The following is a 17,445-nucleotide window of genomic DNA, read 5'->3' as shown; positions in this document are numbered from 1 at the left end:
AGTTATTTATTTACTATTCTATATTAGTTTTTAGTTTAGGATCTATGAACAAAAATTTGCAAATTCTGCCAAATTTATGTAATCATCTGCATCTGTATCTATTATATCAAACCAATTGGAAACTATAGCGTCTGCGTTTGCCTCTGTTCGAGAAATAAGCCCGTCTTGATTAGTATCTAATTCAACAAATTTTTCAGCACAAGTCTGTGCGAAACACACAAGAGTAATTAACATAAATACACTAGTAATTATTACTTTTTTCATGATTTTTAAATTTAAATGATTAAACTATTTTATTGTAAAATCTGCGAGGTATATTATCTTTATAATACAATCCTCTGGTTATTTGTTGTACAATCTATCTCATTGGTAGGTAATTTTTAAGTTTAAATATTTTAAATTGTCTAATAATAGATTCTTACAATTCTTAATAGTTACCTTAAAATTAAAAAATACCAGTGCAGAAATATAGCACTACGAGATAAATTATTTATTTTATAACCTTATTATTAAGGTTTCGTTTTAAAGCGGATTTCAGAAATCGCTCCTCTTTGTGTATAAACATAACTTCTTTTAACTTTACAGTATTTTATTGGACAGTTGAAATCTGTTTTAAGTTCATCAAGCAAGCAATACAAACTCCTTTTAGAAATTTGCAACTTTTTTGCACACTCCGCTGGATTCCCAGTTGCTTCTAATCTTATGAGTTGATCTAATTGCGCTATACGGTTGATATATTTCTGTAATGACATAATTTAGGGGATTTTATTTACATCTTTAAAAAATTAAAAGTCTATAGTCTATGATATCATATGTATTAATTAAATTCCATCATAACCAGGGTTTTGTTCACCAAATAAAGAATTTGTTTGTAACTCAAGCAAAGGTATGGGCATTATATATTGATTTGAACTGGTCACATTTGGTTTTAATTCTTCAACTTTACCGTGGCGGATAGCAGCTGTCCAAACTGTTCCAGCCTCAAAACAAAGCTCTTTTACATACTCATCAAAAATTAAATCTAACAATTCTTCTTTGTTAGTATATATTAATGCTGGTGGAGTGCCTCCGTAAGCTCGTTTTCTAACGATATTTAGTGTAGCTTCTGCTTCAGTCAATAAATTAAGCCTTGCTTGACACTCTGCTTTTATTAAATATACTTCGGCTAAACGTATAAAATTTGTAGGACCACCTTTTATACTAGGAAGATATACTTTTTTTATTTTACTATTGCTAGCCGTAAAAGTGTGGATTGCTCTAGGATCGTTTTGCATAAAATCTTTAAGCCAAGCAGACGCTTTTTGCTGTGTTTGATAAAGAAACAAACTTTTACTCGTTTGGGTATTATCTGTATAACGTGCAAAAATAACTTCGCTATTATTTACTCCATTTGCAAAAACATCTTCAAAATTAGGCTCTAATTCTACAGCACCATCATCAATTACCTCATTGGCCAAATCGATGGCATTGGTATAGTTTGCATCACCTCCCATATAAAGTAATATATTCGCTTTAAATGCTTTTGCTGCCAATGTAGATGCATAAAAATTATCTGTAAATGGAACACTGCTATCTATACATTTATCTAAATCATCTAAAATAAAATCATAACTTTCTTTTACTGTAGCTCTCTTCTTTTCTCTATTTTCAAAAGTAGAAAGTTCGTCCTTTAAAACAATACCGTATTGGCTTGTAACATCAAAAAACTGTGCATGATATTTTAATGTTTGTAAATGACCAAATGCTCTTAAAAAATGCGCTTCCCCTAAAATCCTTTCTCGCATAGTCTGCGATACCTTATCGTTTCCAGTAACTGTCTTTAACGTAGCATTTGCAGAATTAACAATAGTATAAGGTGCTCTATAAAAAAATTTTAAAGTTGAAATGGAAGGGTCAAAACTATTAATAAAAGATTGTAAATTTAGACCTGTGGTAGTTGTTACTAATGTACCATCCATAAGACCAGTATAGAGTTCTGTATATTGAGTTATATATACTGAATTTAATTGAGTATAGACTCCTAAAAGTGAGGATTGTGCACTTTTATCGTTTGTAATTAATTGTTCTTCAAATAAATAATTTTCTGGCTTTACATTTAATTCCTCATCACAAGAGCAAAACATAAGCCCTGTGAAAATACTTATTATTATAACTATATTTTTCATATTCATATTTTAAAAGGTTATTCTCATTCCTGCTATAAACTCTTTATAAGTTGGGTAATTGTTATTGTCTACTGGAGCTCTAAAGCTCGCTATATTTGTAAATTCTGGATCTGCACCAGAATAATTTGTAATTGTAAACAAATTAGTACCTGTTACATAAAAAGATAGTCCTTGAAGATTGATATGCTTTAGTGTTTTTTTAGGCAATCTATAACTTAATGTTATTGTTTTTATTCTTAAATAATCACCTTTTTCAATATATAAACTAGATTGCCTTGCATTATTACTATTTACTCCAACATTAGTTCTATAAACAGCTCTTGGATATTTAGCATCTGTGTTTTCTGGAGTCCAACGATCAAAAACCTGAGTTAATTTATTACTTTGATCGTTAAAGGTTGTAAAGCTAAATGTATTCTCACCTGCTTCCCAATAAATATCATTACCTACACTATAATTAGCAAATACATTTAAAGACAATCCCTTGTAGGCTATATTAGTATTAATACCTCCAAAAAAATCAGGTTCTATATTTCCAATATTTGTAACATCTGGACCAGATATCGATGATGCACTTACTTCACCATCTCCATCTAAATCGGCATATCTAATATCGCCTGGTTGTGTATTTTGTGCTTGATAATAACCTCTAGGTGCATTCGCATCTAATGCATTTATTTCTTCTTGAGTTTGAAATATACCTTCTGCTATATATCCTTTTATTAAACCAAGGGCTTCTCCTTCTTTTAAAAGTACCCCTGATAAATCGATATTTCCAGATTCATTTTTATATGTACTATTTAAGCTTACAATTTTTGTCTTAGCAGTAGAGGAATTTAGTCTCAAATTCCACTTCAAATCATTTTTATCAATCAAATTAAAATCAAGTGATAATTCGTATCCTCTATTTTGTGTATCTCCTAAATTGGCTATAACAGTACCAATACCTGTTGTTAGAGGTAATTCTGTTTGAAATAAAACATCTTTGGTATCTTTTTGATAGTATCCTATTTCTCCTTTTATACTATTCTTAAAAAAAGAAAACTCCATACCAAAATCTTTTTGGGTCGTAATCTCCCATTTTAAATCGGGATTCCCAATACGTAATGGTACTAAGCCAGTATTTTCATCATAAAACCCTAGATTACCATTAAGAGCTCCAAATAAACTAAATGATTGATTAGGATCAAAAGTAACATTACCTGATTGACCAAAACTAGCTCTTAATTTTAAGAAGCTTAACCATTCCAAATCTTTAGCAAATTCTTCTCTATGAATATTCCAACCAATTCCTGCAGATGGGAATGAAGCCCATCTTTTGTTTATGCCAAATTTAGAGGAACCATCTGTTCTTGCTGTAAGTGTTAAAAGATATTTATTATCATAATCGTATTGCAATCTAGAAAAGAAAGAAATTAATGTACTTCTGGTAATAGCTAATTGATTTGAAAGATTTTCACTAGCATAATTAATGCTGGTTAATGTATCATCATTTGGGAAATTTTCTCCAAATGTATTTACGGTTTCAGAATTATTGTTTTGATATGTATTTCCTAATAAAAAATTAAAGTGATGCTTACTTTTAGAGGAGAAATCATAAGTTAAAGTAGTTTCTATTGAAGGATTAAAGGTTTTTGAATTTATTAAGGCACCTCTAGCATTGCCTCTAAACTGTGTAAAACTTGGATAGAAAGAATAGTTTTCTCTATCAATGTACTGAAGTATTCCCGTAGTTTTTATAAATAAATCTTCTATAGGTTCATACTCTAAGCCAATACTTCCCAATAGTGAAAAATCTTCTGCATCTGACCTGCTTTCTCTTTCTGAAATAGGGTTATTGATATCGCCAATCCTTCTAACAGGTATTCCATTCTCGTCATAAGGTTCTTTGTCAGGTCTAATAAATGGGGCTCCATAAGGTGTACTCAACGCAAATTTATTTTCTATTTTACCTAAACTTAGGTTAGTAAAAAACTCTAAATTGTCTTTTAAGTTTTGTTTTAAATTTAAAGAAAATGTATATCTTGTTAATTCATCTCCATCTATAGCTCCATTATTTTTTTGTAAACTTAAGGATGAGTAATAAGATCCTCTTTCACTCGCACCTCTTACATTGAAACTGTAGTTGCTACTAGTTGTAATATTTTTAGAGACCAAATTTTGCCAATCTATATTTACACTTTCATCTACTTCTGTACCTTCTAAAATACCTTGAGCAAATGTGTCATTACTTGGGACAATACCTCCTGAATTTTGATAGTTTTCTATGGCTTCTTTGTAAATTTGCTGGAATTGACTTGAATTAAGAACATCTACCCTTTGTATGAATTTTAAACCTTTGGTGACTAAAAGCTCAAATTGAGGTTTTGAAGCTTTATTACCTTTTTTAGTTGTAATCATAACTACCCCATTAGATCCTCTAGAACCATATATGGCAGTTGCAGAAGCATCTTTAAGAATAGAAATACTTTCTATATTATTAAAATCTATAAACCCTAAATCATTATTGGTACCTTCGTTTTCAAATGGAGTAGTGTTAATATTACTAATATTATCAATAAATGATCTAAATCCTGGCATTTCTATAGAAGGCTCTATAGGAACTCCATCAATTACATACAAAGGTTGATTAGTCCCTAAAATAGAAGAACTACCACGTATTCTTACTTTTGCAGCTGCACCTGGTCTACCTAAAGGAGCACTTACTTGAACTCCTGCTACTTGACCTTGTAATGCTTGGTCTATATTTAGTATCGTACCTTGATCTTGTACGCTTTTCACGTCAACTGTACCAACAGCACCAGTTAAGGCTTCTTTCTTCACCTTTCCATACCCAATTACAACAACTTCATCTAAACTGGTTTCATCTTCTTCTAATTGAATGTTTATTGTGGTTCTATTGTTTATGACTACTTCTTGTCTTTTAAAACCTACATAAGTGATTACTAAAGTAGTGGCAGCCTCGGGCAAATCAATGCTATATCTTCCATCAAAATCTGAACTAGTTGCTCTTTTAGTTCCTTTAATAACTACAGTAGCTCCAAATAAAGGCGTTCCGTTTACATCTGTAATTACACCACTTACAGTTTCTTGAATTTTAAGAATTTTCTTTAGGCTTTTAACTAAAGCTTCCTTTTTTTGTTTGATTTCTTCCCGAAGAATGATTTGCTTATTAAAAACTTCAAACTTGATGTTCGAATTTTTAAAAATAGTTTCTAATATTTTTTGAACGCTTGTTTTTTTTGCGTTTAGGTTTATCTTTTTGTTTAGATTAATATCAGCATTTTTAAAGAAAAAATTGATATCTGTTTTGCGTTCAATTTCATGAAGCACTTTTTCTATGGTTGCAGATTTTAAGTCTAATGATATTTTTGTATTTTGAGAATACGTATCATTCGCACTCATTTGAAACAAGGTTAATAAAAATAGTATTCCCGTTAGTTTCATTTTTAAATCTAATTTTATAGTGATTGCATCAAAAATGCAAATCGTACTAAGATTTTTCATATTTTTGTTAAGATTAAAAAGTTGGTTTCTAATTTTTTAGTTATTTATTTTCGAGAAATGTTGCCGCATTTCTCGATTTTCATTTTATGTCAGCTCATATATTTCTAGATTAAGGATGAATACTAATTTGGTTGTTATTTTTTGTGAACTGAAAATCCAGTACTTTGTTCATCGTTTTTAATACGTCTTCAATAGACTCTACTTCAAACCTTCCTGTAAAACGTTCATCTTTATAAAAATTTTCATTATTTATTGTAATTTTAACTCCATAATGTCTTTCTAGTTTTTTTAGAATGATACTAAATTTTTCATTTTTAAACAAAAGCACATTATCAATCCATGCAATATGGCTATCTATTGCTACATTGGCAATCTTCATCTTTTTATCAGATTTAGAATACGTAGCTATTTGATTCGGTTTTAGTTTGTTTTCTTTATTTTTTTCTAAGGCTTTAAAAACACCAACACTCCCTTCAACCAAAACGATATTGATATTTTCTTCATTATCATAAGAGGCTATGTTGAATTCAGTTCCATAGACCTTTGTCCGAATATTTTTAGCATGAACTATAAAAGCATCCTTTTTATTTTTTGCTATTTTAAAATAACCTTCACCATTTAAAAAAACTTCTCTTTTTTGCCCTTCAATAAATGCGACAGGGTATTTTAAAGACGAACCAGAATTTAAATATATTTGAGAACCATCTGAAAGTATTACTTGAAACTTTTTTCCATAGGGAACTGTAAGCGTGTTGTACTCTAAATTATGTGAATTATTATCTTTTTCTTTTCGAAAATAAATTAATTTGTTTCCTTTTTGTACGGCTAATTTTTGATACCTACTCTTTAGCGTATCCAAATTCATTTTTAATTGAATTTTTTTTGTGCTACCATCTGCCAATTTAATTTTTATAGGTTGCTCACTTTTCTGTTCCTCTGTAGAAGAACTATTATTAAAAACGTAAAAAGCTGTGGTAATAATTCCCACAAAAACGGCTGCATACTTTAAAATAGCATGGCTATTTCTTTTCTTTGTTCTTTTGTGTAAATTTTGATTTTTATCACCTGCTGTTTTCTCTTTCAATTGAGACCAAATAGCCTCTTCTTTAAATTTTAAAGAAACGTCTTCATTTTCAGATTTCCATGCTATTAAAAAATCTTTATCAAATGCTGTTATTTTCTTTTTCTTAAAAAAATCATTTAAAATAGAAATCTCCTCTTTAGAACATTCGTTCTTCAAAAACTTTTCTATCAATCGATTTATTTCCATAGCTTCTATTTTCTATTGAATTAATTTTTGTTGTATATAAGTATTACACTTACCAAAACAATAAGTATGGGTTTTAAATGTTAAAATTTAAAATTTTAACATTTTTAAGGTCATTCTAATATTAAAATAACCCGTTGTGCATTTTGAGTTAAATGTATTCCAAAATGTCAGTTCGAGTGATTTTTTGATAAGAAAATCGTATCGAGAACTAGTTTAGAAACGAAAATTCTTATTCTCGATACAAATTTCACTTAATTCAATCGTGAAATTCACTCGAATTGACAGAATTTATCAAAATGCACAACGGGTTAAAATATTGTTTTTACTGAAATGAAAAACCTCGACCCAAGGGTAGGAGGTATCAAGTAGAAATTTATTTTTTATTTCGACGCAGAGCGTCGGGGAACCAGCTGCCAGCTGGCAGGTAAAACCTATAGATCCCGCTAAAAAAAGCGGGATTAGCCTGCCTGCCTGCATAGGCAGGTTCAGCTAGCAATTTTTAATTCATTGTTTTGCTTCCGAAGCTTCGGAATAAAAATTGAGTTTCACTAATTTAATGATGTTTATTAAGAGTTACTCTAAACATTCTTTTTTAAGAAAAGTCATTGCTGAATTTAAATGAGAAGAAACGGTGTTTTTAGAAATACTGAGTGCAGTTGCAATTTCGTTATAAGTCAAACCTTCATCTCGATACATTCTAAAAATTTTTTGTTGCTTTTTAGGTAGTTTTTTTACAACACTATTTATTTTTTTGAGTCTAATTTCAGAAAAATCTTCCTCTTCTATAGTATCATTCGCTTTCTCTACTTTTAATTTTAATAAAAGTTGCTGTTGACTTACTCTTGCTCTCAATAAATTTAAAACTACATTTTTAGTAATGGTGAACAATTGCTGTTCGATAGAGATTTCAGTAGAAATATTTTTTCTTTTTCTCCATAGTTTTAAAAAAACCTCTTGAACAACATCATCTACATCAATTTCTTTGGGAGCATATTTTTTTGCAACATAGAATACCTTTTTGAAGTATAGTCTGTACACTATCTCAAAAGCTCCCCTATCTCCATTATATATTCTTAATTCTAATGACATAAAAAGTTATAAAGCGAATTTATAAAAAGTTTTTAGATTCAAGATAAATTTAACCAATTTGATTGAATGTAAAAATTAAGCATAGTTTTTAATTATAATTTAATAAGTATAAATTTAATTCTGCCCTCTTTTTTAAAATAAAAAAAGCATAAATTTAGTGCACTTAATACATTAAATTCTATCATCATGCAAAGCAACCACTCAAATTCAAACGGAAAAGCATTCGATATTAACGAATCAAATGCCGGCAAATGCCCATTTATGGGCAACTCACATACTACAACTGCTGGCGGTGGCACTACAAACAGAGATTGGTGGCCCAATGAGTTAAAGCTAAATATTTTGCGTCAACATGCAAAAAAATCAAATCCTATGGGTGCTGATTTTAACTATGCTGATGCTTTTAACAGTGTAAACTTTTGGGAATTAAAACAAGACGTTTTAAATTTAATGACAAACTCTCAAGATTGGTGGCCAGCAGATTATGGACATTACGGAGGTTTTATGATTCGTTTGGCTTGGCATAGCGCAGGTACTTACAGAATTGGTGACGGTCGTGGTGGATCTGGTTCAGGCAATCAACGTTTTGCACCGTTAAACAGTTGGCCAGATAATGGGAATTTAGACAAAGGAAGACTATTACTTTGGCCCATTAAAAAGAAGTACGGAAATAAAATCTCTTGGGCAGATTTAATGATTTTAGCAGGAAATTGCGCTTTAGAATCTATGGGATTTGACACCTTTGGTTTCGCTGGCGGAAGAGAAGACGTCTGGGAACCAGAACAAGATATTTATTGGGGAAATGAAACCGAATGGGGAAATAATGAAAAAAGATATGAAGATGGCGATTTAGAAGCACCTTTAGGCGCTGTAATGATGGGTTGGATTTACGTAAACCCAGAAGGACCTAATGGAAATCCAGATCCGATGGGTTCTGCAAAAAATGTTCGGGAAACTTTTGGAAGAATGGCAATGAATGATGAAGAAACCGTTGCATTGGTTGCTGGCGGACATACTTTTGGTAAAGCACATGGTGCTGCAGATCCAAATGAATTCGTGGGCACAGAACCTCATGGGGCTAAAATTGAAGAAATGAGTACGGGTTGGAAAAATTCTTTTGGTACGGGCGTTTTAGACGATGCCATCACCAGTGGAATTGAAGGCGCTTGGACTCCAAATCCTACACAATGGGATCATGATTATTTTGATGTTTTATTAAATTACGATTGGGAGTTGACAAAAAGTCCTGCAGGTGCACATCAATGGAAGCCAACAGAAGCCTCAAACGCACGAATGGCGCCAAGAGCTGGTGATGCTTCGAAAAAACAAGTATTAATGATGACTACTGCCGATATTGCTTTAAAAACAGATCCTAAATACTTAGAAATTTCGAAACGTTTTCATAAAGATCACAAAGCCTTTGAAGAGGCTTTTGCAAAAGCGTGGTACAAATTAACGCATCGAGATATGGGACCAACTTCAAGGTATCTAGGACCAGAAGTTCCAAATGAAGAATTGTTATGGCAAGATCCAATTCCTACCGCAGATTATGAAGAAGCCAATAAAGAAGATATTAAAGAGCTAAAAAACCAAATTTCAAAAGCCAATCTAAGTATTTCTGAACTGGTTTCTGTTGCCTGGGCTTCTGCATCCACCTACAGAGATTCAGACAAAAGAGGTGGTGCCAATGGAAGTAGAATTCGCTTAGAACCTCAAAAGAATTGGGAAGTAAACAATCCGCAGGAATTGGCAAAAGTTCTAGCTGTTTATCAAAAAATTAAAAATAATTTTGATACTGATGCTAAGAAAATAGCAATGGCAGATTTAATTGTTTTAGGTGGTGCAGTTGGCGTTGAAAGAGCGGCAAAAAACGGCGGATTTGAAAAATCTGTTCCATTTACGGTAGGAAGAACAGACGCTTCTCAAGAACAAACAGATGTGGAGTCTTTTGTATATCTAGAGCCACAACAAGATGGTTTTAGAAATTTCAGAAAGAACAATCAAAAGTTAGCTACAGAACATGCCTTATTAGATCGCGCCAACCTTTTAACATTATCTATTCCAGAAATGACTGTTTTAGTGGGTGGTTTACGTGTTTTAGGAGCAAATGCTAACCATTCTAAAAACGGTGTATTTACAAATAATGTTGGAACACTATCTAATGACTTCTTTATCAACATACTTGATTTTTCTTTAACATGGGAGCCAACAACTTCTGAAGAAACTGAATTTATTGGGCGTGATCGTAAAACAAATGCCATGAAATTTTCTGGAACAAGAGCCGATTTAATTTTTGGTTCCAATACAGAATTAAGAGCCATTTGTGAAGTATATGGTGCAGACGATGGAAATGAAAAATTTGTTGATGACTTTATTGCCGCTTGGACAAAAGTGATGAACTTAGATCGCTTTTAATTTAAAATAAGTTTTAACATTAAAAAATGGCTGTTTAAAAAACTGTAATAATTTTTGTTGTCTCCCTTGAGCATTGTCTTTAATGAAAAGACATTTTTATTAAAGATAACTAACAAAGCCATCGAAAGGTTATTTAATATCAGTAATTTAAATAAGCTCTCGACTCCGCTTGAACGGACATGAACTCCTTTTTAGACAGCCTTTTTTAATTTACTTGAAATAAATCTATGTATCTATAGACCCTAAAACACGTTTCAAAAAAGTATGTAACACTTCTTTCCTTGGTATATTCCCTTTCACTACAAAAAACACGAGAGTATCTATTCATGATAGGATAGCTTCCCGTGTTTAAAAATCAAAATGTTATGTATCGTGTAATTTATTCAAATAAATAACGATAAAAAAGGCAGACTTTTGCAGGGTGTCTTTTATATGTACTTCGTTTTGATTTTATTTCATTATATTTTTTATCAACCTATTTTTATAGTAGGTTCTTTTTTTGATTTTGTATGTAAAGTAGCAGATAACGATGTCTAAACGCCACTAAAAACTCCTTGCTCTTCACTATTTTTTAAAGTAACTATCAACTTTAAAATAACAGCGGGGGGAGAAAGAAACAAGGAGAAAATATTCTATTAACTATTCATATCCCCCTTTGTATTCATTTTATTTTCTCCTTTATTTCTTAGACGATTTCCTTTCATTTTAACAATAGGCTGTTTAAGCAGCGCTTTCTTTTTTTATCATTTTATATCGTTTTCTCCTTTAAAGCACTTTTTTATAGGCTTTGATGCCACTTTTTAAAAAGTCAATAAAGTTTTCTACTTCTAAATCATAGGCTTTGGGTGTTGCCAATACTTCTTCTTGCGCATTCATGAGCACATAATAGGGTTGCGCATTGTTGGTGAATTTGGTAATTTGATAATCGGCATTTTGTTTGCCGATCGTTTTTTTGGTTTTGCCGTCATACTCAGAAATGTACCAGTTTTCTTCTGGTAATTTGGTTTTTTCATCTACATACAAGGCCACCACCACATACTCGTTTTTTAAGATTTCTAAGACTCGTGGGTCGCTCCATACGCGTGCTTCCATTTCTCGGCAGTTCACACAGCCGTGTCCTGTAAAGTCAATAAAAATGGGTTTGTTTTGTGCATTGGCACAGACTTTGGCTTGTGCTAAATCAAAATAGCCTTTTAACCCATGTGGCAAATGTAGCATTTCTGCATATTTTGGTTGTGGACAGGCAGATGCAGCAAACATTCTTATGGCATTGCTCTTTCTTCTATCAAAAGAGTCTTTGACCACACCAGAGGATACTAAATTGGGATTCATAATAAATTCTTGTGATGTTAATGGGGGTAAATAACCAGATAGTGCTTTTAAAGGTGCACCAAACATTCCAGGGGTTAAATACACTACAAAGCTAAAAACGAGTGTTGCCATCAATAATTTTGGAACACTTATTTCTTTTTTCTCTGCATGGTGGGGTAGTCGAAGTTTTCCCAAAAGGTAAAACCCTAATAGCGCAAAAATTACAATCCAAAGCGCCAAGTAGACTTCTCTGTCTAAAATGCCCCAATGGTATACTTGATCTGCAATACTTAAAAACTTTAGTGCCAGTGCCAGTTCTAAAAAACCCAATACCACTTTTACTTCTTGCAACCAGCCTCCAGATTTGGGTAGTTTTTCTAACCATTTTGGAAAAGCTGCAAAGAGTGTAAAGGGTAATGCCAAGGCCAATGAAAAGGCGAACATCCCCAATATGGGTTTGATAACCGCTCCGCCTGCAGACAAAACCAACACACTGCCTACAATGGGACCCGTACATGAAAAGGACACCAGTACTAAAGTAAATGCCATAAAAAAGGTTCCCAATATTCCTTTTTCGTTACTCTTACGATCCATTTTATTGATCCAAGAACTAGGTAACGTAAGTTCGAACATGCCTAAAAAAGACATGGCAAAAATAAGAAAGATCAGAAAAAAGAATACATTCGGCACCCAATGGGTGCTGAGCCAATTAGCGAACTCTGGGCCATTGATTCTGGCCACCAAGGTTCCTGCAATGACATAGATTAAGATGATAAAAAAGCCATATAACAATGCTTTTTTCAACCCTTTTTTTTGAGGTTCACGGCTTTGTATTGAAACCGTTTCGCCGTGAACATGCTCCCCTCTTTGGGGAGATTTAGGAGGACTAAAAAAACTTACTGTGAGTGGGATCATCGGAAATACACAGGGTGTTAGTAGCGCTGCTAAACCTGCACCAAATGCCAATAGCATAAAAGACCATAATTCTTGCATACTTAATTGGCTGTTTTGATATCAAATTCGAAGTCTTCTTCTGGAAAAATACATTGCCCCGTTTTCATAGAACAAGTGGTGTAGATAATATTCCCTACCACTGTTGGGTTAGACTGTAATACTTTAATTTTTATTTTAAAGCCACCCCCTGATGTTGAAATAACGCGCACAGTACCCTCCCAAACATCGTCATATTTCTCTTTCATTTTTATTGGAATTGGTTTTCCTATAACTCGGTAACTCCCATCTTCTTCGAATTCAAAAGAAGTTGGGATGGGGCCCAAATCGGGATCTTGATCACTAGAATAAATATACCAGCTATCTGTCAAGATAACCTTGAAAAATATGGTGACATTATCGCCTACTCTTACTGTTTTTTTAGGCATTTCTATACGCCATTTTGCAGGAGTAAGAATTTGGGCATTTGTTTTAAAACAAAACCCACATAGCATCACTAGGACAGTTAGTGTTTGTAGGCTTCTATTGAATTCTAGGTTCATGTTCTGTTTTTATTTTTAGGTGGCTTCTATGTATAAGACGTATTAAAAACTAAAAACCCCTACACACAAATGCGTTTTCTTCTTTTATTAACATTTTATTGAAACGAAAACGGGCTTGTAAAAAGATTTGCCTAAAATGATGTTATAAAAGGGAGTTGAAAAACAAAAGACACAGCGCAAATAAACGCTGTGTCTTTAAAAGGAGGAATCTATTTTGTTTTTAATGTTAACTAATTCAAATAATATACAACAAAAACAAAGTTCTCTTAGAGCATCCTCATATATAAGACGCTTTTAGCGTATTATTCCCTTACTTTTAAAATATAAAAAAATGTTAAAGTTATTCGTTGTGCGTTAAAAATATACAGCGGATTACCACTATATTTTTAATTGCTCAAAATAAAATACTTTCACCTGAAGGTCTGGTTGCTGTTGTGTTTACTATGTTACTACCAACCCAAACAAATTTGGGTCTATAACACTATCTGTCTTCTTCATTTGTTCTTTATCTAAAGAGGCTTTCTTGAAGGCTCTATCATAATCTTATAAGTTTTCAATAATAACTATTCCAAAAAGAGCGCTATTCAATAAATCTATTAGTTTTACTGGAAATTTCTTCATAGTGGACTCTGCATTTACAGGGAATGTAAGTAAGGTTCATAATAGAATAGAATAGAATGTAATTGTAATTTTTAATCATGTGTTCTATTTAAATGTATTGATTCATTAACTTTTCCAAATCTCCAGACGAAGGTAACGGAGCAAAGACATCAACTATTTTAAAGTTTTTGTCAATTACAAAAAAGCGTGGTATTCCGGCCACTTTATAATTAGTCAACTGACTCCTATTTATTTGTAATTGATTACCAACTATGTCATTTTCTTCAAAGTACTCACGCCAAACTTTTTCTGTATCAATTGAAAGCGATATGAATTCAATATTTTCATTCCCGTGATATTTTTTTTCGAGAGCCTCAAAAAATGGCTTTTCTTTCATGCAGGGCCCGCACCAAGTTGCCCATAGATCTAATACAATTACTTTGCCTTTGTAATCACTTAATGCAACATTACCATTCTTAAGTGTTGTAAAAATAAGATCTGAAGCAGGGTTTCCTTTTGTGATTGTTTCGTATTCTTTTTGAACGTCTTGTAAAACGGTTGCGTAATTTTTAGTTGTTATATTTTGAGACGCTATTTTCAATTTATCTCCTATCTCATTCGAATAACCATTAAACTTTAATTCATTTAATAAATCTCTAGTTCTAACGTATTCTTTTAAAGTAGCATCTAATTCAACTAGTTGATGTTTACTTGTAAAATCATCATCACTTAACGAATATAAAACAGATTGAAAAACCTCTAATTGTAGGTATTCTTTTTTATTAAAATCATCTAACAAACTTTGCTTATATGGAATTAGATAGTTACTTGCTTCTTCTATTTTTGTATCCATTGTTTCCTGTTTCATTTCACCTTTTCTAACTTTAGCATAGTATAGATAAAACAAATTATTCATAGAATTAACATAGTCGAATTTGGTACGTGCTTTCTCTAACATTTTAAATTCATCAGATACAGAATTTAACTTATTAAGTTCTTCGAGTCGATGGTCAACAGATTTTTTGAATGCCTCTGGAATTTCTTGATAAGTTTCAATTTTTAAAGCTATTTCTCTATCGCCCCAATAAGAACCACCCTTTGGGTAAGGCACATTCGTTAAATAGTTATTTGCCTCAGCACCTCGACCTTCAAATTTTGCTAAACTTCTACTCTTTGTATCTAGATTGGCTACTAAACTATCACCAGGAGATAGGTATAAAAAAGTTCTTCCTATTTGGAAGTATGTGGGTTTCTCAAGTTCAAACTTATAATTGAAATTATTTCTTCCCTCTAAAGGTATCCCCTGTATGTCTTCTTTAAACAGCATGAATTTTGAAGATATATTATTCATATAAAGCGTATCCTGATCGTAATTGGCAATGGTTCCTGTTAAAGTGACTGTTTTATTTTCTTTTGTTACTTTTTCAGTACAACTAAAAATTAGTATTAGTAGTACTACTGTAAAAACAATATTTTTCATATTCCTATTCAATGTTTTAAATTTCCAATTCTTTGGTTTTAGTTTCGGGTGGAAAACATTTATAACGGTCACACGTTTGATAATATAAGCCACAGCTTATTTTAGAATTTTTAACAGCACTATTTATGGCGCAATACTGAATAAATACGGGTTCTCCATAATAAACATAAACACCATCATCATAAGGTTCGCTATAAGGCAGTTTCCACTCACCTATTGGGGAAATGCCTTCGGGCAGATCTAACTTTAGCTTTGTTGAAATATAAGGCTGTGTATCTGATACGTAGGCATAAATATGCCAATTGAATGCTATACTGGCTTTCAGAACAATTGCTATTTGCGTTTTATCTTCAGACCAAACAAGTGTTGCACCCACGGAAACTGGATCCATTGGATTTGTTTCTTTATTAACTATTTCCATACCAGCATTTTCTGCTTTCTCTTTTAATGCAGAAGAAACTTTTTCAGTTTGTGCCCAACCTAACTGAGCAACAAAACAGCATATGAAAAGGATCATTTTATTAGGAATCATATGATTATAAATACTTTAATTCTGAAATTTCTTTTTCGCTTCTTGGTTTTGTTTTTGGATTGGCATCAAGGCTATTTATCATCCATACATAGCCTCCCGATTCTGTAAAGAACATATCGTCTTTGTACTTGTTAAACCAAGTTCTCCAGTCTTTTGGAGACTTAAAACTTTCTAATGTGTATCGCATTAATATTCTATAGGCTTTATCCACATCCTGCTTTCGCTCTAACATGCCTATTGCTTTATCTAGCACTTTTATATTGGTATTAGCAATACCTAAACTCTTGACATCCTTATCCACTTTTAAATCATAAAATCCGCTGGGTTCTGAATAGAAATAATCTCTATTTTCTTTAAGATATTCTCTAATAGCTAAAGTATCTAAACCTGTTATTTTTGACCAAGAGTTTCTTCCTATGGATTCTTTAAGATAACCTTCTCTTGAGGCAATAGGTTCAGGTTTAGCGTTAATGATCACTTTGTCCATTTTCGTCAATTCTTCTCCAGCTTTTTGTTTTTGTATTGCTGCTTCTTTTAGTTTTGCATTTTTTTCATTCACTTTCTTATAAAATTCAACATAACTTAAATATGAAGGCTTCGTTGTATAAAATAATAGTTCATCTATATATACTTTGGTCGCTATTCGTTCATTGTATTTCTTAGCTATCATCTTATCGTTAGCGTGCTTATTGGTATAAACAATTACGTTAGCAAATACTTTTTTAGCTTCCTCGGTCATATACTCAGGAGATCCGGCGAACCCCCATAAAAAGAAATTGCCATGTCTGCCTAAGGCAACAGCTGTTTTTTGTTTAGTGCACACACCACTTGAAATAATTTCAGCATTTGGGGAATCTTCAAAACCCCAGCCACGCGATACCAAACCGACTCGAAACCCTTTACCATCTTCATACCCTTCTTTATCTACTTCCCACATCGGTATTTCTTTAGGTACGTCAAATCCATCAAAAGCTTCTAAAACACCTTTTGGCGTTGGTCTTTCAATTAAAGTAATATCCGTTTTAAAAGGGCCATTAAAAATATCGTGCTCAGTTTTAATATGATGCGCATACCTATCTAAGCACAAACAATACCAATCTAGCTTAGAACCTAAACCACTACCAATAACAGGGGCTGTATGACCAATAAAAATCGCAGGACTACTAAAATTATCACTGACGTATTTTGCAGGCTCCATACCAATAAATTCTCCTGTCTCTGGATCATTATAAACTACACGTTCTCTTATTTGTTTAGGAACTTGGTCGAAAATAGTGAGATATCCCAATGACATTTCCTCTTTATAATCTCTTGCATCAACTGTTTTTACAATTGTAAAATAGGTGTTTAGTAGTTCTTTGAATGCTGGCATTCGCTTTCCGTATTCTTTTTTGAACCGCTCTGGCGTCATCCCACCAGTAACACGAATGGATTCTAAATTTTCTGGCATAGATATTTCAGGACTATAACCAACGTAGAGTACTTTTATGTCCAATTTTTCTTGTCCATAACCCAGCATAAACATACCAATGGCAGCTATAATACTGAATAATAATTTATTTTTATTTGTGCTTTTCATGTTT

At 32.3% G+C, this 17,445-nt stretch carries 12 protein-coding genes; 1 reads left to right on the top strand and 11 read right to left on the bottom strand.

The window, feature by feature from the left end; genetic code table 11:
- Positions 1-42: 42 nt before the first annotated feature.
- From Q0998_RS16635 to Q0998_RS16610, 6 genes are all read right to left on the bottom strand, one after another.
- Positions 43-264 (bottom strand): EF-hand domain-containing protein, encoded by a 222-nt coding sequence (locus tag Q0998_RS16635; protein WP_299671887.1) that lies wholly within the window; start codon positions 262-264, stop codon positions 43-45.
- 245 nt (positions 265-509) lie between these two features.
- On the bottom strand, positions 510-752 hold the full coding sequence (locus Q0998_RS16630; RefSeq protein ID WP_299671885.1) for a hypothetical protein: 243 nt from the start codon (positions 750-752) through the stop codon (positions 510-512).
- Positions 753-821: 69 nt separating this feature from the next.
- Positions 822-2,165 carry a RagB/SusD family nutrient uptake outer membrane protein gene (locus Q0998_RS16625; protein ID WP_299671883.1) on the bottom strand — a complete coding sequence of 448 codons (1,344 nt, stop codon included), beginning with the start codon at positions 2,163-2,165 and terminating at the stop codon, positions 822-824.
- A 9-nt stretch (positions 2,166-2,174) separates the two neighbouring features.
- Entirely contained in the window at positions 2,175-5,672 is a 3,498-nt protein-coding gene (locus Q0998_RS16620) for a SusC/RagA family TonB-linked outer membrane protein (RefSeq protein ID WP_299671881.1), read from the bottom strand.
- A gap of 109 nt (positions 5,673-5,781) precedes the next feature.
- On the bottom strand, positions 5,782-6,942 hold the full coding sequence (locus tag Q0998_RS16615) for a FecR family protein (protein WP_299671879.1): 1,161 nt from the start codon (positions 6,940-6,942) through the stop codon (positions 5,782-5,784).
- A gap of 573 nt (positions 6,943-7,515) precedes the next feature.
- Positions 7,516-8,031 (bottom strand): sigma-70 family RNA polymerase sigma factor, encoded by a 516-nt coding sequence (locus Q0998_RS16610; protein WP_299671877.1) that lies wholly within the window; start codon positions 8,029-8,031, stop codon positions 7,516-7,518.
- Between the two features lie 186 nt (positions 8,032-8,217).
- On the opposite strand from Q0998_RS16610, the gene katG reads away from it, so the two are divergent.
- Entirely contained in the window at positions 8,218-10,446 is a 2,229-nt protein-coding gene (gene katG, locus Q0998_RS16605) for a catalase/peroxidase HPI (protein ID WP_299671876.1), read from the top strand.
- A gap of 765 nt (positions 10,447-11,211) precedes the next feature.
- Here the strand turns inward: katG and Q0998_RS16600 are convergent.
- The 5 genes from Q0998_RS16600 to Q0998_RS16580 form a co-directional block, all read right to left on the bottom strand.
- Positions 11,212-12,750 (bottom strand): thioredoxin family protein, encoded by a 1,539-nt coding sequence (locus tag Q0998_RS16600; protein WP_299671874.1) that lies wholly within the window; start codon positions 12,748-12,750, stop codon positions 11,212-11,214.
- Between the two features lie 2 nt (positions 12,751-12,752).
- Complete coding sequence (locus Q0998_RS16595; RefSeq protein WP_299671872.1) at positions 12,753-13,250, bottom strand: hypothetical protein; 498 nt, start codon at positions 13,248-13,250, stop codon at positions 12,753-12,755.
- Positions 13,251-13,959: 709 nt separating this feature from the next.
- Positions 13,960-15,330, bottom strand: coding sequence for a TlpA disulfide reductase family protein (locus tag Q0998_RS16590; RefSeq protein ID WP_299671870.1), 1,371 nt, complete (start codon positions 15,328-15,330; stop codon positions 13,960-13,962).
- Positions 15,331-15,346: 16 nt separating this feature from the next.
- Entirely contained in the window at positions 15,347-15,847 is a 501-nt protein-coding gene (locus tag Q0998_RS16585; protein ID WP_299671868.1) for a protein-disulfide reductase DsbD domain-containing protein, read from the bottom strand.
- 19 nt (positions 15,848-15,866) lie between these two features.
- Positions 15,867-17,441 (bottom strand): hypothetical protein, encoded by a 1,575-nt coding sequence (locus Q0998_RS16580; RefSeq protein WP_299671866.1) that lies wholly within the window; start codon positions 17,439-17,441, stop codon positions 15,867-15,869.
- Positions 17,442-17,445 lie beyond the last annotated feature (4 nt).

Origin of the sequence: uncultured Polaribacter sp. (assembly GCF_947501385.1) — a bacterium.
GTDB lineage: Bacteria > Bacteroidota > Bacteroidia > Flavobacteriales > Flavobacteriaceae > Polaribacter.
Note: the sequence above shows the minus strand (reverse complement) of the source record. Positions and strands in the feature narration are given on the sequence as shown.

Coding starts and splice junctions, on each gene's coding strand:
- Q0998_RS16635 (WP_299671887.1), bottom strand. CDS start 264: ATGAAAAAAGTAATAATTACTAGTGTATTTATGTTAATTACTCTTGTG.
- Q0998_RS16630 (WP_299671885.1), bottom strand. CDS start 752: ATGTCATTACAGAAATATATCAACCGTATAGCGCAATTAGATCAACTC.
- Q0998_RS16625 (WP_299671883.1), bottom strand. CDS start 2,165: ATGAAAAATATAGTTATAATAATAAGTATTTTCACAGGGCTTATGTTT.
- Q0998_RS16620 (WP_299671881.1), bottom strand. CDS start 5,672: ATGAAAAATCTTAGTACGATTTGCATTTTTGATGCAATCACTATAAAA.
- Q0998_RS16615 (WP_299671879.1), bottom strand. CDS start 6,942: ATGGAAATAAATCGATTGATAGAAAAGTTTTTGAAGAACGAATGTTCT.
- Q0998_RS16610 (WP_299671877.1), bottom strand. CDS start 8,031: ATGTCATTAGAATTAAGAATATATAATGGAGATAGGGGAGCTTTTGAG.
- katG (WP_299671876.1), top strand. CDS start 8,218: ATGCAAAGCAACCACTCAAATTCAAACGGAAAAGCATTCGATATTAAC.
- Q0998_RS16600 (WP_299671874.1), bottom strand. CDS start 12,750: ATGCAAGAATTATGGTCTTTTATGCTATTGGCATTTGGTGCAGGTTTA.
- Q0998_RS16595 (WP_299671872.1), bottom strand. CDS start 13,250: ATGAACCTAGAATTCAATAGAAGCCTACAAACACTAACTGTCCTAGTG.
- Q0998_RS16590 (WP_299671870.1), bottom strand. CDS start 15,330: ATGAAAAATATTGTTTTTACAGTAGTACTACTAATACTAATTTTTAGT.
- Q0998_RS16585 (WP_299671868.1), bottom strand. CDS start 15,847: ATGATCCTTTTCATATGCTGTTTTGTTGCTCAGTTAGGTTGGGCACAA.
- Q0998_RS16580 (WP_299671866.1), bottom strand. CDS start 17,441: ATGAAAAGCACAAATAAAAATAAATTATTATTCAGTATTATAGCTGCC.